This window comes from Companilactobacillus bobalius (genome assembly GCF_002179915.1).
GTDB classification, from domain to species: Bacteria; Bacillota; Bacilli; order Lactobacillales; family Lactobacillaceae; genus Companilactobacillus; species Companilactobacillus bobalius.
Window position 1 is genome coordinate 202,385 of sequence record NZ_MYFM01000003.1, and the last position, 23,427, is coordinate 225,811.

Here is a 23,427-nt window from a genome sequence, read left to right on the forward strand (position 1 = left end):
GAGTTATTTTTTACTTAATGAGAAAGGTAATTGTTCATCGTGCTTAATTTCTGGCAGTAAGCAAAGATTGGTCTCAAGATTTCCTCCATTAATGATTTGATGGTATTTTAAGAATCTTTGTTTCAATTCTTGACCATTAAGTAAACGGGTTTGTACAAATTGATTTTGAGGTTGATTACGATTTGTTCTAATGGTGAAGTTGTCACCACTAGGCAGATTTATTTGAATTTTATCGAATAAAGAAATACCAAAGACATATTCGTCACTACCTGGACAAAGTGGATAGAAACCAAGACAAGCAAAAATGAACCAGGCTGCCATTGAACCATTGTCTTCATCACCAGGAAAACCATCAATTGAATCATTGAATTGGTTGGCTAATTGTTTAACCAAAAGTTCGGTATATTCGGGATGGTCGGTATACTCAAATAAGTATGGTAAATGAAAACTTGGTTGATTAGAGATAGCAATTTGTCCGAAGTCAATTGCTGCCATCTCTGTCATTTCATGAATTTGAAAACCATAGCCACCAACTTTAAAGGCTGGTTTTTGATTGCTGAGGTTTAAAAGCGTTTGTAAAAAACTTAGTTTCTTACTGTAGAGCTTCTTGAGACCTGCAATATCATGGTAAACGGCAAAACTATTTTGCCAAGAGCTACCTTCAGTGTAATCAGTACCCCAACGGATTGAATCAAAGCCATCTTTGAACTGACCATTGCTGTCTTTTGGCCGCATCAGACCGTTTTCTGGGTCAAAGATATTTTTATAATTTAAAGCAGATTTGGCATACTTTTTAGCTAATTTATCTTCATGTAGTAATTTAGCAACTTGTGAAATACAAAAATCGCTGTAAGTGTAGTCGAGAGTTTGGTTGACAGATTCGGGATATTTATCAGCTGGAAGGTAGCCATATTTGTTGAAATCATCCATGCCTAATCTTCCTAAACGTTCATCGTCACTTTCTTGAGTAGCACTCTTCAACATGGCATCAAGGAATTGCCTCATTTCGTCTTCGTTTAAGATGCCTTTGACAGCTGCATCAGCAATAACGGCATCAATCAAGGTTCCAGGCATCATACCACGTTCATCAGGAGCTAACCATTTTGGCAAGTATCCACTTTCGAGGTAACTGTTATAAAAGCCAAGCAGCATTTGATGATATGTTTTAGGAGTAAGAATAGCGAATAGAGGATAAACTGTCTTGCTGGTGTCCCAGAAACCGTTATTCATATAAAGGTAGCCAGATTTAACAGTGTCATGATACAAGTCATAGTGAATCGGTCGATCATTAGAGTCCAGTTCATAACATCTTTGTGGAAATAGGAATGTACGATACATACAATGATAGAAAGTTGAAAGACGTTTTTTATTACGATCAGTAATATTTATTAAATCGAGATAGGACTGCCATGTTTCTTGGGCGATCTTTTTAACATTCTCAAAAGTTAAATTATTTAGGCGATTCAAAGCAATTTGTGCTTGATTGAAGTTGATGAAAGAGGTTGTTAATTTGACATTAATTTCATCGGTGTCATCAAACGAAAGAATCATAGAATCATATTCAGGATTATTTTGATGCAAGGTTAAAGTTGTTTTAATAGGTTCATCAAATTCCAAGGCGGCGTAAAGTTTAAAGTCATTGTTGAAATGGGAATCATAATTTCTGACTAATAATTTTAGCTTATTTTGACTGTCGTCGAGTACAAATTCACCATTCTTAGGAATATGTACGATGATTTTAGGAATTTTACGGTCAAAATTATATTTGAAAAAAGCACCATAATTTGTTGGGACGACTTCAGTTTGAACTTCGTATCTTTGGTCGTAAATTGATAAGTAGTGTGGATTGAAAGTGGCTTCGTTAGGTCGGTATGATCCGATTTGATCAAAGGTTTTAGTGTTAATTTCAATATCACCAGTAAGGGCTGACAAGATAAAACTAGAGAAATCTCCAATCCAGGGACTCGGTTGATGAGTAATCTTGATACCAGCAAACTGATGTGATACAGGGGAGAAAGACCAAGAAGTATCATCAAAAGTTGTTTGTGGTATTAAATAGTTCATTCCAAAGGGCATCCCGGTATAGGGGAGAGTATTACCATGTGAAAATTCAGAAGTACTATTAGTTCCCTGTCTGGTGTCAATTTGACTGATTAACATATTTATTTATCTCCTAAGGTATTAATAGATTGTCTCTCGATGAGTTTTACAGGAATAGTTGTTCGCTTAGTGATTGATTTATCAGAATTGTTGATTAAATTCAAAAGTAGGTTGGCTGCATTTTCACCCAAAGCAACAAAGTTTTGGTCAATTGTAGAAAGAGCTGGATAGCTTAGTTTAGAGGCTTGAATATTGTCGAAACCAATTATAGATAATTGCTGTGGAATTTGGATATTGTGATTCCGTAATTCATTCATGATCCGAATAGCTATGACATCATTCTCTGCCACTAGACCAGTAATTTTTTTGTTATTAATATTATTTACTAAGTATTCAATAGTCTTATCTTGATCTAAGTCAGCATGAAGAATTTCCGGTGTGATTTGCTGTTTCTTTAAAGCTGATAGGTAGCCAAAATAACGTGAACGAACAGAAGCCTCGTTTAAATTAACTTCATTAGTTAGAAAAGTAATATTGTGATGACCGTTTTTAATAAGCTCATTTGTGGCCAAATAACCGCCTGTAAAGTTATCGGAAGTGACTGAAGGAATAGGCAAATCTTCAAAGGATTTATCTAATAAAACAATAGGAATGTCATTTAGGTAGAGATTAGTAATTATCGGTAACTCAAGGCTAAGAGATTCAACATAATAAATAATTCCCTTAGCTGCCTTTATACGTGATAGGGGTAAATTACGAAAAATATTATTATTAATAGTCGTTAATTGAAAATCGCTTGTATCGTCCAATATTTGTAAGAGTCCGCTAGTGTAATCGCCAAATTCATTATTATTAGCAAAAGGAATTACAAAAATAATTTCAGATTTAGTAATTTTTTCAATATTATTTTTTTTAACAATTGTACCAATGCCGGCCTTTCGGGTTACTAAACCGTCATTTTCTAATTCAGTTAAAGCTCGTTTGGAGGTAATACGACTAACCTTATAATCTTGAGCTAATTGATTCTCACTGGGTAGTTTTGATCCAATAGTTATTTTTTGTGTTAGAATATCGTTTTTTAATGTTTGGTATATCAATTTGTATTTTGGCTCCATAATATTAATATTCCTTTCTATGACTAATAATATAGCACTTTTTTAACAAAAGATACTAGTTTTTTGTAAACGTTTGCATTATACTAATGGAGCAAATGATATATCAATTGGAGGATCCGATTTTGACTAAGCAAACAATTTCACCTGAAATAAAGAACTTTATGGATGAGGTTACTAGAAAAGCTGGGGTTGATCATGCTGATTGGTCCAAAGTATTTAATGTAACTTATGCCAATACTTTAGAGACGACCGTTAAGAAAATTGCTGATGATGACATTTTTATTTTGACAGGAGATATTCCTGCGATGTGGCAACGAGATTCAACTTGCCAAGTTCGACCATATCTAGTTATGGCTCAGCAGATTCCTGAAGTATCGGATTTTATTCGTGGAGTGGTTAAGCGTCAATTCTTTAATATGAATCATGACCCGTATGCTAATGCTTTTAATAGTGAACCTAATAATGCAGGACATCATAAGGATCATACAGAGATGACACCTTGGATTTGGGAAAGAAAATTTGAAATTGATTCCCTTTGTTTCCCAGTTCAATTGGCTTACTTACTTTATAAGAATACCGGTCGTATTGATCAATTTGATGATAGTTTTGTTAGTGGTATTAAGAAATTACTACAAGTATTTGAAACTGAGCAACATCATACTGCAGAGTCTAAGTATCGTTTTGAAAGGGATGAAGATCGTCCTGAAGATACTCTAACTAATGATGGTTTAGGTTCGCCAGTAGCAGAAACAGGAATGATTTGGTCTGGTTTTAGACCTAGTGATGATGCCTGTGTCTATGGATATTTGATTCCGGCTAATATGTTTGCAGTTTTGATTCTTGATTATATTCAAGAACTATTCAGTGGTATCTTGGACGATTCAGAAATTGTTGCTAAAGCTAAAAAGATCCAAACTGAAGTTAAAGCGGGAATTGAGGAATATGGAACAACGACAAATGAAGCCGGTGAGCGTATTTATGCTTATGAGACCGATGGTTTAGGTCATTACCTAATTATGGATGATGGCAATGTGCCTAATCTATTGAGTACACCATATTTACATTACACAGCTATGGATGATCCAACATATTTGAATACCCGTAAGACAGTTTTGAGTTCAGAAAATCCTTATTACTTTGCAGGGAAATATGGTAAAGGATTAGGTAGTCCGCATACGCCTGCACACTATATTTGGCATATTGCTCTAGCAATTCAAGGTTTAACACAATCAGATAAAAATGAAAAAGCAGTCCTATTAGATAATATGGTTGCCACAACGGCTGGTACCAATATGATGCATGAAGGCTTTAATGTTAATGATCCAAGTAAGTTCACACGTGAATGGTTCTCTTGGGCAAACATGATGTATTGCGAATTATTCTTAGATTATTTTGACTATAAAATTAAAGAATAGATGGGAAATTTATTATGAGTAAAAAAAAGGTTTTTGTAATATCACATAGTCACTGGGATCGTGAATGGTATATGGCCTATGAACAGCACCATATGCGTTTGATTAAATTAATGGATGATCTTTTGGATCTCTTTAATAAAGAGTCGGAGTTCAATAGTTTTCATCTAGATGGACAAACAATTATTCTTGATGATTATTTAAAAGTCAGACCAGAGAGACGTGCTGAAGTAGAAAAGCGGGTTGCCGAAGGGAAATTACGTGTTGGACCGTTCTATATTCTGCAAGATGACTTTCTAATTAGTCCAGAAGCTAATACACGTGATATGTTAATTGGTCATCAAGATTCAAAGAAGTGGGGCAATCAAGTTAACTTAGGATATTTCCCAGATACTTTTGGTAACATGGGACAAACTCCACAAATGTTGAAGTTAGCAGATTTGAAATATGCGGCCTTTGGTCGTGGAGTCAAGCCGACTGGTTTGAATAATCAAGTCTTTGATAATGAAAAATACAGTTCACAATATTCTGAAATGTGGTGGCAAGGGCCAGATAATTCCAAAGTGTTAAGTGTATTATTTGCTAATTGGTATAGTAATGGTAACGAAATCCCCGTTGATAAGACCGAAGCCAAGAAATTCTGGGATCAAAAGTTAGCTGATGCTGAGAAGTATGCTTCAACTGATAATCTTTTAATGATGAACGGAGTTGATCATCAACCTGTTCAGAAGAATGTGATTGAAGCTTTAAAAGTTGCCCAGGAACTTTATCCTGATTATGAATTTATTCATTCTAATTTTGACGATTATCTTAAGGCTGTTTCTAAAAGCATTCCTAAGGATCTTGGCAAAGTAGACGGTGAGTTGACCAGTCAAGAAACTGATGGTTGGTATACTTTGGCCAATACTGCTTCTTCACGTGTATATCTAAAGCAAGACAATACTAAAGTTGAAAGAGAATTAGAGAATATTGCTGAACCATTGGCAACTATGGCTTATAACGGTACAAAAGATTACCCACATGACCAATTAAGATATGCTTGGAAAATGTTATTACAAAATAATCCTCATGATAGTATTTGCGGTTGTTCAGTTGATGATGTGCATCGAGAAATGATGACTCGATTCGCCAAGTCTAGAGAAGTTGGTGAATTTGTGGCGAAAGATGCTATCAAAACTTTAGCTAGTCAAATAAATACATCAACATTCCCAGAAGGTAGTAAACCATTTATTTTGATAAATACTAATGGTCACGAAAAAACGGAAATGAAGACAGTTGAAATTGAATGGAAACGTGCTTTATTTGCTGACGGTAAACCTGATGAGCAATATGAAGCGATGAAGAAAGCTCAAAGAGAACTTCCTGATTTTAAAGTCATTGATGCTAATGGCAATAAGATTCCATTTGAAATGGTCAGTTCGGATGTTCGTTTTGGTTACGATTTACCTAAAAATAAATTTAGAATTCCTTATATGGCTTTATATGTCACTGTCCAATTAGATCTAACTGATATGCCAGCTTTCTCATGGAAGTCTTTGGCATTAGCAAGTTCTGAAGAATCAGAAAAAACTGATACTACTAAATTTTATGACGAAAATACACAAGTGTTAGAAAATAATTGGCTTCAAGTTTCTATTAATAGTAATGGAAGTTTGAATATCTTTGATAAAAAGACGGGTCGTAAATTCGATGATCAATTGGTATTTGAAGATACTGGCGATATTGGTAATGAGTATATTTATCGTCAATCAGCGGACAAAAAGACTGTTCTTTCAACTGATAGTACTGCTGAAATCAAAGTTCTACAAAATAACTTTTTGGGTGCTAAGGTGCAGTTAAGACAGACGATGATGATTCCTAAGTCGGCTGATGAACGTCTTGAATATGAACGTCAGGCTGTAATTGATATAACGAACCGAAAAGCAAACCGTTCTGATAAATTGGTGCCATTGACAATAACTACTGTGATTACTTTGTCTAAGAATGCTGACCAGTTGAAGTTTAAGACTAGTTTCAATAACCAAATGAAAGATCATCGTGTCAGAGTATTGTTTAAGACAAATTTAAAGAGTGACTATAATTTGGCCGATTCTATTTTTGAAACAGTTAAACGTCCTAATCATGTTAGTGATACTTGGAAGAATCCCACTAATCCTCAACATCAACAAACTTTTGTTAATATTTGTGATGATAAAGGCGGAGTGACAGTTGGTAACTTTGGATTAAATGAATATGAAATTTTACCAAAAGATAATACGATTGCGGTAACTTTACTTCGTTGTGTAGGTGAAATGGGAGATTGGGGTTACTTCGGGACACCGGATGCCCAATGCTTAGGTCAATTCTCATTTGAATACAGTTTAGCTTTCCATAGCAGTACAGTTGCGAGTCAAACTCATACTTATCAACAGGCTAAAACAAATCAAGTTTCTGTGCAAAGTGTCCAAACTGACATTCATGAAGGAAAAAAGAAGAGTGAAGATGCTTTCTTAACTCTCCAAACTGATAATTTTGCTGTAACCAGTTTGAAACAAGCTGAAAATAGTGATGGAAACATTTTGAGAGGATATAATTTAACAAATGATGAAGCTCAAATTAACAGCAATATTCTAAAACAAGCTAAAACGGTTAACTTTTTGGAAGAAGATTATCCAGTAGATAAACTTGATATCCTAAATCCAGCGGAAATAAGAACATATAAATTTAGTTTTTAGTAAAAGTATACAAAAATACTGATTGATTTTAGTTGTTTTGTAATATCAATGAAAGCGTTTTTAAAATACAATAAACATATCAATTAGAGATAAACTAATAACTAAATAGTTGAGAGGTTTTTAATTATGGTAGAGATTGATTTAAATCACATTTATAAAAGATATGCTAATGCTGAAGAAGATAACTATGCTGTTTCAGATTTCGACTTACACATCAAGGATAAGGAATTCATCGTTTTCGTTGGACCTTCAGGTTGTGGTAAGTCAACAACTTTACGTATGATTGCTGGACTAGAGGATATTACTAAAGGTGAATTGATCATTGATGGTAAATATGAGAATGATACAGCTCCTAAGGATCGTAATATCGCCATGGTTTTCCAAAACTATGCTTTGTACCCACATATGACTGTATTTGATAACATGGCTTTTGGTTTGAAACTACGTAAGTATGATAAAGATAAGATCAAAGAGAAGGTTGACTATGCTGCTAAGGTTCTTGGTCTAACAGAATATCTAGACAGAAAACCCGCTGCTTTGTCAGGTGGTCAAAGACAACGTGTTGCTTTAGGTAGAGCTATCGTTCGTGATGCCCCTATCTTCTTGATGGATGAACCTCTATCAAACTTGGATGCCAAACTTCGTGTCAGCATGCGTGCTGAAATTGCTAGATTGCACCAAGAATTACATACAACAACAATTTATGTTACTCATGATCAAACTGAAGCTATGACAATGGCCGACAGAATTGTTGTCATGTCAATGGGTGAAGTTCAACAAATTGGTACTCCTAAAGAAGTTTATGAATCACCTAAGAATAAGTTTGTTGCCGGATTTATCGGTTCACCTTCAATGAACTTCTTTGATGTTCACTACAAAGATGGTATTGTTACAGATAGCGAAGGCTTGAAGTTGAAGCTTCCAGAAGGTCGTTCAAAGGTTCTTGATGAAGCTGGATATGATGATAAGGATGTTACTTTAGGTATTCGTCCAGAAGATATTCATGCTGAAGGTGCCATGGAAGAGACATTCCCAGAAGCTACAGTTGAAAGTGAAGTTGTGGTTTCTGAATTACTTGGTGCTACATCAATGCTTTACTCAAGAGTTGATGGTACAGAATTTGTTGCTATTGTTGATGCCCGTGATTATCACAAACCAGGTGATAAAGTTCGCTTGACATTCGATTTGAACAAAGCACATTTCTTTGATGAAAAGACCACAGACGCAATCCGTTAAAATAGGTGGTTAAAATGTATGCTAGGAAGTATTGCTAAATTATTGGAATTGTATCCAGATGCCAAAGTAGTTATAGAACCTAGTTCTGATCCCCATAATTACAATTTTTTGATATCTGGACAATGGGTAACAATTAAAAAAGATCATTTAAGCAACAGAGAGAAGTTCCTTTTATCGCTAGTCAGTCAAGATAATAATAATAAATCCATTAATAACCAATGGTGGAACTTCTTAGTTCACGAGAGTGATAAAATTCCTGCCGAAAAGATTAATGTTCGAGTACTCCAATTTGAAGTACAAAAGTTGGAATCTGATGATCGAGCCAATGAATGGTTGAGCGTATTTGAAGATACGTTCGATGATGTTGTAGATAGTTTTTGGATCAACAAATATACAGGTATATTGATTGAAAAAGAGACTAATGCAAATATGGACAAGCTCGAAGTCCAAAGAATGATAGAGTTAGTAGATTCTGATTTTTATACTAAAAGTCATGTTTATGTTGGTCAATTTTGGCCAGTCAATGACAAACTCCCTAATATTTTTGACATGGAACGTCAATTATTTCATAAATCGTTAGAAATGAAAGAAAGAGTTAACAACTTATCCACTGTTATTTTGGATTTTCTGATTGAACAGAATCTGAAGAATACAGATATGTTCAAATCCTTAAAGGGCAAAATTGATATTGATTCTAAGACTACGCAGATGATCAATACGTTGTACAAGTGTGACTCTAATTTAGCTAAAACTTCGAAGATGCTCTTTTTACATCGAAATACATTATTGTATCGAATGGAAAAATTTCATGAACAGACCGGTTTTGATTTGAAGGACCGTGATGATTTAGTTTTATGCTTTTTGTTACTGAAATAAAAAAGCAAGGTTGGGCAAAACATTATGTTTTGGTCAACCTTTTTTTGAGGGAGAAATAATATGAAGTATAAATTGTTTCCAATTCCACAAGATTTAGTTTATGACGAAGGAACTATTTCACTGTCGCCTAAAGTTAATCTGATGATGGATCAAAATTTGGATCAATATACTAAAGATAGGGTATTGGGAATACTCAGGGAATTTCAAATTGGATCTGAATCCAATACTCAGATCAGTGCTGAGATGAGTAATATAATTGTCCGAATCTCGAAACATCCATCTCATCACTATGACGGCTATAGATTAATGATTACTGAATCAAAAATTCAATTATTTGGTGATAATACTGATGCCGTTTTCTATGGATTGGCAACTTTAAGACAGATTTTGAAACAATCCCAAGGACTTAAGGTACAACAGTTAGCAATTCGAGATTATGCGGATGTAAAAAATCGAGGATTTATTGAAGGTTATTATGGCAACCCCTGGTCAGATGCTGATCGAATCAATCTGATGCGCTTTGGTAGTAATTTTAAATTAACTCAATATATTTTTGCACCGAAAGATGATCCTTATCACAATGAAAAATGGCGTGAACTCTATCCTCAAAAACGATTAGATGAAATAAAAAAGTTAGCTAGAGTTGGTAATGAGACAAAGACCAAATTTGTTTGGACGATTCATCCATTTATGTATAATCCAATACGTTTTGATAGGAATTATATTAGTGATTTAAGAATCATTGAGAAGAAATTTGATCAGTTGATGTTAGTTGGTGTCAGAGAGTTTGGTATTTTGGCCGATGATGCACCTTGGCCTAAGCATGGGGATGATGACTATATTAAGTTGATGAAGGATATCTCAAATTTTTTGAAGAAGCGTAAAAAGAATTATCCTGATTTAATAACAGATATGATTTTTGTGCCGTATTACTATTATTCAGATGGAGCTAAGGATAACGGACATTATGATTTACGCGATTTGAATGCTGATTTACCTAAGAATATTCATATGGTTGTTACTGGTGGAAAAACCTTTGGAGTTGTTTCAAATGAATTTTTGAATATTTTGAAAGATAATTTGACGGCCAAAGGAGCAGAGTATCGTCCAGTACAATTGTGGATCAATTGGCCGGTAAATGATGGATCTAGGAATAATTTGATTATGAGTGGAGCTAAGCATTATTTACAGGCTCAAGCTGACAGCAAGAAGATATATGGAATTATGTTGAATCCAATGATGCAGTCAGAATCCTCTAAACCAGCAATTTTTATCAATGCAGCCTATTCCTGGAATATTTGGACTGATAATGAAACTGAACGTCAAGTTGAACATAATGCCTTTAATTATGTAGAAAATCAGACTTTCAAATCATCTATGGGTTCCAAAGCCTTGGAGAATTTAGCACAACATATGCAATTCAATGAGGCCATGCCTGAACTTAATTTGGAATCACCTAATTTAGGTACGAAATTATCTCAGTTTATTGAAGAAATAGACGAGAAGACAACGTCTCAAAAAGAAATTGATAATTTGAAACATGAATTTACGAGGATCAAGCAAGACGCACTGTATTTTAAAGTTAATGGTCAAAAGAATTTGCGTGATGAGATGTTGCCATGGCTGGATAATGCTATTGATCAGATGCAATCACTAGAATTCATTTGTGACTATTTAAGTACGGGAAAAAAAGAATTTTTAAATAACGCCAAAGAAACTTATCAAGAATCCCAGACTCATACTTTTGATTATTTGCAGGAGATCAAGCGAGCTGAATTTGGATCACAGAGTATCGCACCGTTCTTAAAAGAAATGTTAACAGTAATGAAATGATTTTAAAATAATGCTCTTATGTAGTTAGTATGATAAAGGTCTTCAAATGTTATATCATTTGAAGACCTTTTTTGTACAAAAACTAGAATTTGTATATAAAATCTCTAGTTTGTTACTTATTTGAGTAATAATGTAAGCGCTATAATTCTTCTTGTAAGTTGATTAAATAATATATGTAAGGGAGGAGGAAAATGATGGAAGAAAATAATGTGGCTCAAAGTCCTGAAGCAATCGCTGCTGCTGCTAAGAAAAAAGAGGGCTTTTGGTATAACATTGTTCACAATGGTCCATTCCTTCTATTTGCTTTACCAGGTGCCATTTGGATGATCTTCTTCTTCTATATTCCTGTATTTGCTAACGTCGTAGCCTTTAAGGAATTTCAGTTTTCACCCGATGGATTTTTAGCCAGTTTGGCACAAAGTAAATGGGTCGGATTTCAAAATTTTAAATTCCTATTTACTTCAGATGCCGCTTGGTTGATTACCAAGAACACACTTCTATATAACTTAGGGTTTATCACATTGAACTTAATTATCTCTGTTTTCTTTGCAGTTGTTATGAGCGAATTACGTCATAAGAGATTAGTTAAAGTTTATCAAACATCAATGCTTTTACCTTATTTTCTATCATGGGTTATCATTGGATATTTCGTAATGGCATTCTTAAATCCTGATAAAGGACTTCTTAATACAATGTTGCATACTAATATCAACTGGTATGCGGAGCCAAAGTATTGGCCATTTATCTTGCTATTTATAGGTACTTGGAAGGGAATCGGATATAACAGTATCTTGTACTTCGCCACTGTAATGGGAATTGACCCAACGTATTACGAAGCTGCAACTGTTGATGGTGCTAACAAATGGCAACAGATCAAAAATATTACTATTCCACAATTAGTACCATTGATGACTTTGATGTCAATTTTAGCCGTTGGTAATATTTTCCGTGCAGATTTCGGATTGTTCTACACAGTGCCACAAAATTCTGGTGCTCTATATAACGTAACATCAGTTCTAGATACATATATTTACAATGGTTTAACTTCAACTGGTGATATTGGTATGTCAAGTGCTGCCAGTCTTTATCAATCAGTTGTTGGTTGTATCTTACTTCTAATCACAAATGCGATTGTAAGAAGATTAGACAGTGATTCAGCACTATTCTAGAGAGGAGAATTGAACTTTGAAAAAGAAGAAAAAAATTGATAGTGTCACGGTTCACTCCTTTAATAGAGGAACGGACTTGTTCTTCAATATAATAGTAGGGATCTTTGCACTATCTTGCTTACTGCCATTATTCTTCGTCATCGTTATTTCTTTGACCGATGAAAATGCTCTAGCCACTTACGGTTATCGTCTTTGGCCCAAAGTTTGGAGTTTCGCCGGTTATAAGTATTTAGCAACAATGGGAGGAGAACTCTTAAGATCATTATGGATTTCAGTCTTGGTAACGGTTGTTGGTACTGTAATTAATTCAACTTTTACTTCAACTTATGCTTATGCCATTTCCAGAAGCAGTTTCAAATATAGAAGATTTTTTACAGTTTTCTGTTTGGTAACAATGCTATTTTCACCTGGTATGGTTGCTAACTATATTGTTGTAACTAACATGTTACATTTGAAGGACACTTTATGGGCTTTAATTTTGCCTATGGCTGTAAGCCCTTTCAATATCATTGTCATGAGAACGTTCTTCAAACGTCAGGTTTCTGAATCAATTATTGAATCGGCCCGTATCGATGGTGCTAGTGAAATGAGAATCTTTACACAAATTGTTATTCCATTAGCTGTTCCCGGGATTGCAACAATTAGTTTGTTTGCTGCTTTAGGTTACTGGAATGATTGGTTCAACGCTTTACTATATATCCAAAGTGATAATCTAGTTCCATTGCAATACTTATTAATGAAGATTCAATCTAATATTGAAATGCTATCACAGAATGCTTCAGCTGGTACACAATTTGGTGGCAGTTTGATGGCAATTCCCAAAGAAGCAACGAGAATGGCCATGGTTGTCATTGCAACATTACCAATTGCATGTAGCTATCCATTCTTCCAAAAGTATTTTGTACGTGGTTTAACTATCGGTGGTGTAAAGGAATAAAAATCCAGGAATTATCATTTTATTATAGGGGGTTCCATTTATGAAAAAGTGGGTTAAACGTTCAATCGGTGCAGCTTTATTAGCTGTAACAGCCGTTGGATTAACAGCTTGTGGATCAAAATCGGCAAGCAATAGTGATGTTCCAACATTATTAATGTACCAAATTGGTGATAAACCAAAGAATTACGATACTTTGATTGCTAAAACTAATAAGATTCTTGAAAAGAAGGCTAAAGCTAAGATCAAGATTCAGTATATTGGTTGGGGTGATTATACACAAAAGATGTCAGTTATTGTTTCATCAGGTGAAAAATATGATATCGCCAAGGCTGATAACTATGCAGTTAATGCTCAAAAAGGTGCTTATGCAGATTTAACTAAGATGCTTCCTAAATATGCTCCAGCAGCATATAAGGATTTAGATTCAGCATATATTAAAGGGAATAAGGTTGATGGAAAACTTTACACGATGCCTATCAATGGTAACGTCTATGCACAACAAGTTGTTTCCTTTAATAAGAAATACTTGGATAAATATAATATCGATGTTAGCAAGATAAATTCATATAAAGATTTGGAAGATACATTTGCTAAATTCCATTCAGCAGATAAGAAGGTTTTGACATTTGCCACAGGCCCTAGTTTCCGTATCGGTTCGGATCTAGACTTTGTTATTGATCAAGATTATCCATTTGCAGTTGATGCTGTAAATAAGGGTAAGAAGATCATCAATCCTTACAATGACGCTAAATACAAAGAAACATTAAGAACAATGCATGATTATTATAAGAAAGGTTACATTCAAAGAGATGCAGCTACAGATAATACTGATCGTCCATTGAGTGGTGATACATGGTTTGCACGCCAAGAAACACAAGGACCTTTCGATTACGGTGATCATCAACTATCACAAACTGCTGGTCAAGAAATTGTTTCACGTCCAATGAGTCCTGCTGTTAAGACTACTGCTCAAGCTGGAATGTACAACTATGTCGTAAGTAATAACTCAAAGAACAAAGTTAAGGCCGTTAAAGTTCTTGGCGTAATCAACAGTGATCCAGAACTATTGAATGGTTTGGTTTATGGTGAAAAAGGTAAGGCATGGAAGTATGCTGATAATGACAAACGTGTCAAATTACTTAAAGGTTACAAAGAAAACTACCATTCAGCACCATGGCAAACAGGTGATAATAACAAGATTACACCTACAACAGACGTTACTGATCAAATGATTCAAGAACGTAAGGATAACATTGCTAAATCAATTGATTCACCTATTCTTGGTTTCCAATTCAATACAAAGAATGTTAAGACTGAAATGACTAATATTTCTAATGTTATGAACAAGTATCTTGCCGGTTTGCAAACAGGTACATCAGATCCAGATACAACAATTCCTAAGATGAACAAGGAACTTAAGAAAGCTGGATATGACAAGGTACAAAAGGAAATGCAAAAACAATACGATGAATTCTTGAAGAACAATAATAATTAACAAGTTGATTTAATTATCCTTTACAATTTATCCACAGTATAAGGGAGGAAGAGGTAAACTCTGACCTCCTTTTGCGCTAATTTCAATTTTTTGACCCTGCTTTTGAGTACTAGGGTTAATCAATTCTTACAAAGAAAGAGGTAGAGATATGATTTCCCGTGCAGTACAACAAATATTTATCAAAGCATATACGATTATTAAATTGAATTTGTTTTTCTGGGGGCTAAGCTTGTGTGGCGGATTAGTTTTAGGAGTAGGGCCAGCACTCTTAGTAATTAATGAATTATATTACGATTATGATTTTCACTACGGCCAGATGTCTTGGAGAATAGCGTGGAAATTATTTAAAGAAAACTTTACTGAGGGTAATAAGTTATTCTATGGTTTTGCAATTGTGATTTTTCTTTTGGGTTATAGTCTGTTTCTTTCAGTTCAATTACACGGTCTGACTTTCATTGTGACCGACTTTATAATCGCAATTGTTTTGTTAGCAACGATTTGTATCTATGCTTATGTACTCAATATTAAGGTCAGTTTTGAGATCAATCTTATTAATAGTTTTAAACTAGCTTGTGCACATTTCTTTTATAATTTCTTTGATAACATGAAAGAGATTCTTGGAATAGCAGTAATTATAGGCGTGACTTATAAATTCTCGGGGCTGATTTTATTTGCAACTTTTAGTTTAACGGTAGTTTATACTCAATTTGTGGGTAAAAATTGGCAGAGCCACGTTGAAGAATTGAATTAATTGGGGTCATGCATAATGCTAAGCAATCGCTATAATTTACAAAGATTAATGACGTTTTACATTAAGGTAATGGTGATCACCATTACCTTATTTGCGGTTATAATGTCTATTTTTAAGATTAGAGATATTTTTCAAGATACTAATCAAACAATTGAATCGGGTGTAAATCGGACATCTTATATAGTTGGAGTTGAACAAGCAGAAGCTAATCAATTAGCGAGAAATCTTATTCAGACGCCATCCAAAGTGAAGAATTTACAAAAATTTTTTCAATTAGATTCGGCTGATTACTTGACGTACAGTCAACAGCATTCTAATAAGGACGATTTCTATTATTTGCCTAATCAATTGTCGGAATTCATGCAGAATAATGATTCAAATAGAATTACATTGAATTTGAATCAGGAGAATAAGGCAATTGAGGTTACATTGAGAAATCCTGGTGGAAAGAGAATTGATTCAAAAAAATTGGTTTCTAAAGGTTTATATTACGGTATCCCTCTGATAAATGACGCTACTTTTCAATCCTTTGGATCAATAATCATTAATTATTCTTCTAAGGTATTGGATAATTCATTGAATTACTCACCAAATAGTCAAGATATGCAGGTTTTTGTTATTTCGGATGTAGGTAGAATCAGATATACCTATAATTCTGAACTATCAAAAGATGCACTTAGAACTTTGACACAAGATCCTAATCAAAATAATATTTTATTGAATGTTTTAGAAAAGAAATATTTTGTAAAGAGTCAAAAAAATGGCAATGGTGACTTAATTATTTCAGTAGTACCTAAAATAATTGTTTATCAAAAAATTGCCTTTAATATTCTGTTATTTTTGATGGGAGCCATTTTAATTGATGCTTTTCTATGGTGGAGTTTAAGATATATTTTCCACAACTATACGATTCATTTGAAATCAATGACGGACGCTCTAGATGCTATTTCCAATGGTGATTTGAAGACTAGAGTGCCAGTTCCTGAACAGGAAGGAGAGTTAAATACTTTAGCAACAGGAATTAATGATATGTTAAATGCTATTGATCAGTATGTTTTGCAAATATATCAATTGCAACTGGAGCAAAAGGACGCCAATATGAAGGCTCTGCAATCACAAATTAACCCACATTTCTTGTATAACACCTTGGAATACATCCGTATGTATGCACTGAATGAAGGTGAAAAAGAATTAGCCAATGTAGTATTCAGTTTTGCCAGCCTTTTAAGAAATAATATTAGCCAGGAGTCAACGGTGACCTTGGCTAAAGAGTTCGAATTTGCTGAGAAATACATCTATTTATATCAAATGCGTTTTCCAGATCAAATTGGATATCAACTTAATTTAGATGAAAAGCTAAAGATCATGAAGGTTCCAAAATTTATTATTCAACCATTAATTGAGAATTACTTCAAACACGGAATAGATTTGGAACGATTTGATAATGCCGTACATATTCGAGCTGATAAGGTTGGTGAACAAGTCGAAATATCGGTGGCTGATAACGGAACTCCTTTGACAGGGGAGCAATTAAAATCCATCAATGATAAGCTGGCTTCACAAGAGGTTAAGCCTATCAGTGGAGATCGTTCAATTGGTTTAATGAACGTAAAGGCCCGAATGACAGGGGCATTCGGAAGTAATTTCAAGATGTTTATCATGAATAATCAATTTAAAGGTGTAACTGTTAAAATGCAAATCTTTTTGGGGGAATAATATATGTACTCAGTTATGGTTATTGACGATGAATATATGATTTTAAAAGGATTGGAAAAAATAATTGATTGGAATGAATATGGATTCCAAGTAGTCAAATCGGCTCGAAATTCCAGACAAGCATTAGAATATTTAGAAACTAATGAAGTTGATTTGATTATAACGGATGTTAATATGCCCAAAATTAGTGGCTTGGATTTTGTAAAGATAGCTAAAGAAAGGGATCATAAATTTGAATTCATGATTCTATCGGGGTATCAAGAATTTGATTATGTTAGGACCGGTTTAAAGTTGGGTGCTATTGATTACATTTTGAAACCTGTCGATCCCGATGCATTAATTGAGGCTTTGAAAAAAGTAAAGCAAAAATTAGAATCTGAGAATGAATTGAAACAAGCATCAAAAGCATCATTGAATTTACAAGTAAAAGAATTATTTGAAAATGATTTTGATTCAGATCAAGTAACGGATTTGATTCAACAACTACGGCTCAGTCCAACTGAGATTGCCAAAGGTATCACGGTTATTGCTTGTAATCGTGTTAATGATAAAGAAAAAGTCAATCAACTATGTGAAGAATATGGACAGAGTCTTAAGTTCAGTCAAAACTGTATTGTTGACATTGGATTTATTGGTGGTCGTGGTAAGTTGTTAAAATTCATACGGGAATTGGAAGATCGTCAGATAATTGCAGGAAAGTCTTTTATAACTGTTGGTGAAACAGTTTATGATTTGTCTGATGTGAATCAAAGTTATGAGCAGGCGGTCAGGTTATCGGTTATTTATAAGTTTTATGAAAAAAGTAATAAGTTTAGCAACAATAAATTACGTGTTGATTGGCTTGAACAGGCTACTTTGCCTAAATTATCTTTAGTTAAAGTGAAACAGGCAATTGCCTTAGGAGATCATGGAAAATTAAAAGAGGAACTCTCTAATATTTTTAATGAATTATCTACTCAGGGAGTAAGTCCTTCCTATGTTCGCCAAATAGCTTTTCTGATCTATTCAGAAGTTAATGTTCAAGTTGGTTTTGATGAAAGGACTTATCAAGATTATGTAACAAGAATCAACAATTCTGAAAATTTGAAAGATATCGTTAGGCTACTGAAAGAAATCACCAACTATTTGTCAGATAATAAGCAGGAATCACGTGATTATTCGGAAAATGTTCGCCAAGTCATGGGTCTGGTAAAAAGGAATTATCAGGAAGATTTGAACTTGCGATACGTATCAGATTATCTTCATTTGAATTCTGATTATTTGGGACAGCTATTTAAAAAAGAAACAAAAATTAGTTTCTCTAGGTATTTGAATGATTATCGAATAAAACGCGCTCAATCACTTTTAAAAGGAACGGAACAAAGTATTGCAGATATATCGGAAGGGGTCGGTTATACTACAACGGCTTACTTCTATCGCAATTTCAAAGCAATTTGTGGAATTTCACCAAAAGAGTATCGAAAAAAATATGTTTAGGAGAAATTAGGATGATAAAATTTCCAGATGATTTTTTGTGGGGAGCGGCAGCTTCAGCACCACAAACAGAAGGCCACAGTTTACTAAATGGTAAATCCGCAACTACATGGGATAAATGGTTTGAAATGAATCCTGAAAAGTTTAATCAAGACCAGGGACCTAAGGATACTTCTAATACTTATGAGATGTATCCCGAAGATGTTGAGAATATGAAAAAGATTGGAATGAATTCATATCGGACTTCAATTTCTTGGGCCAGACTCTTGCCAGATGGTAAGACGTTGAATACTGAAGCAGTAACATTTTATCGAAGTTATTTTCAAGATATGTTGAATCATGGTATTGAGCCAATTATTAATTTATTTCACTTTGATATGCCTTGGTGGTTAATGGAAAAAGGCGGTTGGGAGAATCGTGAATCAGTCACAGACTTTGCTTATTACGCCAAAATTGCTTTTGAACAATTTGGTGATTTGATTCATAAATGGACGACCTTCAATGAACCAATTGTTCACATTGAGTGTGGATATTTATTAGGCTTTCATTATCCAGCCATAGTTGATATGAAAAAAGCAATTCAGGTGGGATACCATACGTTGATGGCACATGTTTTGGCTGTGCAAGAATTTAGAAAGAGTCAGGTTAAGGGTAAGATTGGAATTATTTTGAATGTTTTACCAGCTTATAGTCGTAGTGATAATCCTGAGGATTTGCAGGCTAAAAAGAATTCTGACTTATTGAATACTCGAAGCTTTTTAGATCCAGCAGTTTTAGGAATGATTCCTGACGATTTGGTTACTTTATTAAAAGACAATCAATTGTTACCAGTTGTTGAATCTGGTGATAAAAAATTAATTCATGAAAACACAGTTGATTTTATTGGTATTAATTATTATCAACCGACTCGAGTTCAGGCGCCAGTTAATCCAAATTATCCAGCCAAAATGCCAGATGATTTATATGTACCATATGATTGGCCCGATAAAAAAATAAATCCGTATCGTGGTTGGGAAATTTATCCACAAGCGCTTTACGATATTGCCATCATGATGCGTGATCAGTATAAGAATATACCTTGGTATGTTAGTGAGAATGGTATGGGTGTCGCCGACGAAGCTAGATTTAAGAATAATCAGGGTATGATTGAGGATAATTATCGGATTGATTTTATTAAAGAGCATTTGGAACAATTGCATAAAGGGATGGAAGCAGGCAGTAATTGTTTTGGTTACCATATGTGGACCTTTGTTGATTGTTGGTCATGGCTAAATGGTTACCGAAATCGCTATGGTTTCTACAGCGTTGATTTGGACAATGATTTTAAGAGAACTGTTAAAAAGAGTGGTTTATGGTTCAAACAAATGACGGGACAAAATGGTTTTTAAAATGTATTAATAGATAGGAAAAGAAACAAAATTATAAAAAATTTTTTGTTCCTTTTTGTTGTCCTCGGGGAAAAGAGTTCAGTATACTTAACTTACAAAGTAATCAAAAAGTGAGGATACGATAATGAAGAAACGTTTTTTAACAATTACTGTCGCCATATTCATGTTTGTTTTACTTGTAGGTTGTTCCACAAATGATACTAGTAGTGCATCAAATAAAACTAAATCTGAGAAGGTACTGAAAAATACCATTAAAGTCAGTGCTAACGATGCTATAAAAGTTTATCAAAAGAAATATCCTAAGACGGATATCACTTCTCTGGAATTGGAAAAGTCATTTAGAGGTCCCGTTTATAAAGTAGAGGGAATTGATGAACTGAGGGAATACCAGGTTACAATTAATGCTAAAAATAAAAAAATAATTCAAAATTCTGAAGAAGAATTAGATGAAGAAGATCAGAACGAAACTACTCGTAAAAATGAGAGTCTGGATTTGAATAAGTTAATTAGTGTTAAGAGGGCTGCATCTATTGCTGAAAACGCGGCTAAGGGTGATAGTACTGAATTTAATTTGGAGAAAGATTTAGGGACTACTTATTGGGAAGTTAAAGTTAAAAATGGATCTCAAGAAAAAGAAGTCAAAATCAATGCCCAGAGTGGTAAAGTTTTAAAAGTTGAAAATGATTAAAAAAATAAGGTCATCAATTCTTATGTGAATTGGTGACCTTATTTACGTAATTTATTATGTACTTTAGATGGCATAGCCAAGTAAAAGGAACAAGTCTCATTCATAATGCACTCTAAATGGCATAGCCAAGTAAAGGAACGAATGGGTCTCATTCATAATACACTCTAAATGGCATAGCCATTAAGAGTGTATAAAAAAATACAGATCCTGTTGGGATCTGTATTTAGAAAGCACCACTATTATTCTTCGGTATCAGGTGCACTATACTTAGAAATTTTAATTTCACCTTTGACAATGCTTGCTTGTAAATCCTTGTCCTTTGAATGATCAAGGAAGTAGTCGGCAACTTTGTCTTCAATTTGTTCTTCAATGACACGACGAAGTGGACGAGCACCCATCTTAGGATTGTAACCTAAGTCTACTAATTTATCTTTAGCATCCTTTGTTACATGGATAGTTAGACCTTGGTCAGCAATCATCTTGTTGGTATCATCAAGCATCAAATCAACAATCTTAAGTAGATTGTCTTTAGTTAATGAGTTGAATTCAACGATGCCATCAAATCTGTTAAGAAATTCTGGCTTGAAGAATTCTGATAGTCTACTCATAACTGAATTAGTTGTTCCAGTTGCTTCGGCACCAAAACCAACATTAGCTTCTTGTAAGCCTTGACCAGCATTAGAAGTCATGATAATAATAGTATCCTTGAAACTGACTGTTCTGCCTTGTGAATCTGTTAGACGTCCATCATCGAGGATTTGCAAAAACATATGCATAACATCGGGATGGGCTTTTTCAATTTCATCAAGTAGAACCAAACTGTATGGATTACGACGAACTTTTTCAGTTAATTGACCAGCTTCTTCGTAACCAACATACCCTGGAGGCGAACCAATTAACTTAGAAATTGAATGTTTTTCCATATATTCAGACATATCGAATCTGATCATTGAATCCTCAGAACCGAATAGTTCACGAGCCAATTGCTTAGCAAGTTCAGTCTTACCAACACCGGTAGGACCAACGAATAGGAAGGAACCAATTGGACGTCCAGATTTGTTAAAACCAACTCTGTTACGACGAATAGCTTTAGCTACATCACCAACAGCCTTATCTTGACCAATGATATGTGACTTCAAATCAGGTTCCAAATTCTTCAATTGGGCTTGTTCATTAGATTGAAGTTCCCCAACAGGAATATTAGTTTTTTCTTCGACAACTTTTTGAATATCTTTTTCAGTAACAGTATTATTATCGGCTGGTTCGTTCTTAGCTCCATCTTTCATTTCTTGGAACTTTGTAACTTGGTCACGATAATAAGCAGCTTTTTCGTAATCTTCATTACGAAGGGCAGCTTGTTTTTGGACTTCAGCATCAGAGATCTTGTTGTCTAAGTCAGCCATATCGACATGATTGATTTGGAGATTCTTTTTAGAACCGGCCTCATCAATCAAATCGATGGCTTTGTCAGGCAAGAAACGATCTTGGATATAACGAGCTGATAATTCAGCAGCCGATTGGATAGCTTTGCTTGAGAATTTAACATGATGATAATCCTCATATTTTGGTTGAATACCCTTCAAAATTTGAATGGTTTCATCAACACTTGGTTCATTTACTTGAACAGGTTGGAGACGACGTTCAAGAGCGGAATCTTTTTCAATTGTACGATACTCATTTAAAGTAGTAGCACCGACTAATTGCAGATCACCACGGGCTAGGGCAGGTTTCAAAACGTTACCTGCATCCATACCACCTTCAGCGTTACCAGCACCAACAATTTCATGAATTTCATCGATGAATAAAATGATTTCCTTATTCTTTTGTAATTCATTGATTAGTTGTTGCATTCTTTGTTCAAATTGACCACGAACACCAGTACCTTGGACTAATGAAACTACATCCAAACGTACAACATGTTTATTTTGTAACTTTTCAGGTACATCGCCATCAACAATCTTTTGTGCAAGACCTTCGACAACAGCGGTTTTACCTACACCTGCTTCACCAATTAGAACAGGGTTGTTCTTAGTTCTTCTATTTAAGATTTCAATTACACGGTTTATTTCCTTGTCACGACCGATAATGGGATCGATTTGACCTTTTTTAGCAAGATCAGTTAAATCGACACCATATTGATCTAAGACTCCATTACCTCTAGGTCTGCGACCATTTCCATTGCCGCCACCAGTTTGAGTTTGAGGACCTTGTTGCTCGAAAGCATTAGGTTGTTGAGCACCATTTAGTGCGTTAAACAAGTCTTCGAAACTAGAAAATCCACCAGATGGATTTTGTGCCATATTATTCATACCTTCGTTAGCTTGATTTCTTAATTTCTGATAACAGTCCTGACAGAGATTGATTTCTGTTCGTTGACCGTTAACACTTGTATATAAATGAATTGTCGCTTCATTTTTATGACAATTCTGACAAAGCATACGCACCCCACCTTTCCTTTTGAACAGGATACAACGGTAGTATATAATTAGCACTCGACTAATGCAAGTGCTAAGTCTTGAATTTT

The 23,427-nt window shown here is 34.4% G+C and carries 16 protein-coding genes; 13 read left to right on the top strand and 3 right to left on the bottom strand.

What is annotated here, in order from left to right:
- Nucleotides 1-3: 3 nt before the first annotated feature.
- Nucleotides 4-2,160: a GH92 family glycosyl hydrolase gene (locus tag LKACC16343_RS06065; protein WP_056953836.1), complete on the bottom strand. Its 2,157-nt coding sequence runs from the start codon at nt 2,158-2,160 to the stop codon at nt 4-6.
- A 2-nt stretch (nt 2,161-2,162) separates the two neighbouring features.
- Nucleotides 2,163-3,215: a GntR family transcriptional regulator gene (locus LKACC16343_RS06070; RefSeq protein WP_056953838.1), complete on the bottom strand. Its 1,053-nt coding sequence runs from the start codon at nt 3,213-3,215 to the stop codon at nt 2,163-2,165.
- 122 nt (nt 3,216-3,337) lie between these two features.
- Between LKACC16343_RS06070 and LKACC16343_RS06075 the strand changes: the two genes are divergently transcribed.
- The 13 genes from LKACC16343_RS06075 (at nt 3,338) to LKACC16343_RS06135 (ending at nt 20,903) form a co-directional block, all read left to right on the top strand.
- Complete coding sequence (locus LKACC16343_RS06075; protein ID WP_411762959.1) at nt 3,338-4,630, top strand: glycoside hydrolase family 125 protein; 1,293 nt, start codon at nt 3,338-3,340, stop codon at nt 4,628-4,630.
- Between the two features lie 14 nt (nt 4,631-4,644).
- Nucleotides 4,645-7,341 (top strand): alpha-mannosidase, encoded by a 2,697-nt coding sequence (locus LKACC16343_RS06080; RefSeq protein ID WP_056953840.1) that lies wholly within the window; start codon nt 4,645-4,647, stop codon nt 7,339-7,341.
- Nucleotides 7,342-7,467: 126 nt separating this feature from the next.
- The gene (locus LKACC16343_RS06085) at nt 7,468-8,577 is read left to right on the top strand and encodes an ABC transporter ATP-binding protein (RefSeq protein ID WP_056953842.1); all 1,110 of its coding nucleotides are present in this window, start codon (nt 7,468-7,470) and stop codon (nt 8,575-8,577) included.
- A gap of 18 nt (nt 8,578-8,595) precedes the next feature.
- The gene (locus LKACC16343_RS06090; RefSeq protein WP_056953844.1) at nt 8,596-9,453 is read left to right on the top strand and encodes a helix-turn-helix domain-containing protein; all 858 of its coding nucleotides are present in this window, start codon (nt 8,596-8,598) and stop codon (nt 9,451-9,453) included.
- A gap of 60 nt (nt 9,454-9,513) precedes the next feature.
- Nucleotides 9,514-11,286: a beta-N-acetylglucosaminidase domain-containing protein gene (locus LKACC16343_RS06095; protein WP_056953846.1), complete on the top strand. Its 1,773-nt coding sequence runs from the start codon at nt 9,514-9,516 to the stop codon at nt 11,284-11,286.
- Nucleotides 11,287-11,480: 194 nt separating this feature from the next.
- Nucleotides 11,481-12,455 carry an ABC transporter permease gene (locus tag LKACC16343_RS06100; protein WP_056953848.1) on the top strand — a complete coding sequence of 325 codons (975 nt, stop codon included), beginning with the start codon at nt 11,481-11,483 and terminating at the stop codon, nt 12,453-12,455.
- A gap of 16 nt (nt 12,456-12,471) precedes the next feature.
- Nucleotides 12,472-13,392, top strand: coding sequence for a carbohydrate ABC transporter permease (locus LKACC16343_RS06105; protein ID WP_056953850.1), 921 nt, complete (start codon nt 12,472-12,474; stop codon nt 13,390-13,392).
- A gap of 40 nt (nt 13,393-13,432) precedes the next feature.
- Entirely contained in the window at nt 13,433-14,887 is a 1,455-nt protein-coding gene (locus tag LKACC16343_RS06110) for an ABC transporter substrate-binding protein (RefSeq protein ID WP_056953852.1), read from the top strand.
- A 148-nt stretch (nt 14,888-15,035) separates the two neighbouring features.
- Nucleotides 15,036-15,638 (top strand): DUF624 domain-containing protein, encoded by a 603-nt coding sequence (locus tag LKACC16343_RS06115; protein ID WP_056953853.1) that lies wholly within the window; start codon nt 15,036-15,038, stop codon nt 15,636-15,638.
- A 15-nt stretch (nt 15,639-15,653) separates the two neighbouring features.
- Nucleotides 15,654-17,354: a sensor histidine kinase gene (locus LKACC16343_RS06120; protein ID WP_056953855.1), complete on the top strand. Its 1,701-nt coding sequence runs from the start codon at nt 15,654-15,656 to the stop codon at nt 17,352-17,354.
- Nucleotides 17,355-17,357: 3 nt separating this feature from the next.
- Complete coding sequence (locus LKACC16343_RS06125; RefSeq protein WP_056953858.1) at nt 17,358-18,830, top strand: response regulator transcription factor; 1,473 nt, start codon at nt 17,358-17,360, stop codon at nt 18,828-18,830.
- An 11-nt stretch (nt 18,831-18,841) separates the two neighbouring features.
- A complete protein-coding gene (locus LKACC16343_RS06130; RefSeq protein WP_056953860.1) occupies nt 18,842-20,215 on the top strand; it encodes a glycoside hydrolase family 1 protein in 1,374 nt (457 codons plus the stop codon).
- Between the two features lie 124 nt (nt 20,216-20,339).
- Nucleotides 20,340-20,903, top strand: coding sequence for a PepSY domain-containing protein (locus LKACC16343_RS06135; RefSeq protein WP_056953862.1), 564 nt, complete (start codon nt 20,340-20,342; stop codon nt 20,901-20,903).
- Nucleotides 20,904-21,142: 239 nt separating this feature from the next.
- On the opposite strand, the gene LKACC16343_RS06140 is transcribed toward LKACC16343_RS06135, so the two are convergent.
- Nucleotides 21,143-23,341 carry an ATP-dependent Clp protease ATP-binding subunit gene (locus LKACC16343_RS06140; protein ID WP_056953864.1) on the bottom strand — a complete coding sequence of 733 codons (2,199 nt, stop codon included), beginning with the start codon at nt 23,339-23,341 and terminating at the stop codon, nt 21,143-21,145.
- Nucleotides 23,342-23,427: the final 86 nt, after the last annotated feature.

Coding starts and splice junctions, on each gene's coding strand:
- LKACC16343_RS06065 (WP_056953836.1), bottom strand. CDS start 2,160: ATGTTAATCAGTCAAATTGACACCAGACAGGGAACTAATAGTACTTCT.
- LKACC16343_RS06070 (WP_056953838.1), bottom strand. CDS start 3,215: ATGGAGCCAAAATACAAATTGATATACCAAACATTAAAAAACGATATT.
- LKACC16343_RS06080 (WP_056953840.1), top strand. CDS start 4,645: ATGAGTAAAAAAAAGGTTTTTGTAATATCACATAGTCACTGGGATCGT.
- LKACC16343_RS06085 (WP_056953842.1), top strand. CDS start 7,468: ATGGTAGAGATTGATTTAAATCACATTTATAAAAGATATGCTAATGCT.
- LKACC16343_RS06090 (WP_056953844.1), top strand. CDS start 8,596: ATGCTAGGAAGTATTGCTAAATTATTGGAATTGTATCCAGATGCCAAA.
- LKACC16343_RS06095 (WP_056953846.1), top strand. CDS start 9,514: ATGAAGTATAAATTGTTTCCAATTCCACAAGATTTAGTTTATGACGAA.
- LKACC16343_RS06100 (WP_056953848.1), top strand. CDS start 11,481: ATGGAAGAAAATAATGTGGCTCAAAGTCCTGAAGCAATCGCTGCTGCT.
- LKACC16343_RS06110 (WP_056953852.1), top strand. CDS start 13,433: ATGAAAAAGTGGGTTAAACGTTCAATCGGTGCAGCTTTATTAGCTGTA.
- LKACC16343_RS06115 (WP_056953853.1), top strand. CDS start 15,036: ATGATTTCCCGTGCAGTACAACAAATATTTATCAAAGCATATACGATT.
- LKACC16343_RS06120 (WP_056953855.1), top strand. CDS start 15,654: ATGCTAAGCAATCGCTATAATTTACAAAGATTAATGACGTTTTACATT.
- LKACC16343_RS06125 (WP_056953858.1), top strand. CDS start 17,358: ATGTACTCAGTTATGGTTATTGACGATGAATATATGATTTTAAAAGGA.
- LKACC16343_RS06130 (WP_056953860.1), top strand. CDS start 18,842: ATGATAAAATTTCCAGATGATTTTTTGTGGGGAGCGGCAGCTTCAGCA.
- LKACC16343_RS06135 (WP_056953862.1), top strand. CDS start 20,340: ATGAAGAAACGTTTTTTAACAATTACTGTCGCCATATTCATGTTTGTT.
- LKACC16343_RS06140 (WP_056953864.1), bottom strand. CDS start 23,341: ATGCTTTGTCAGAATTGTCATAAAAATGAAGCGACAATTCATTTATAT.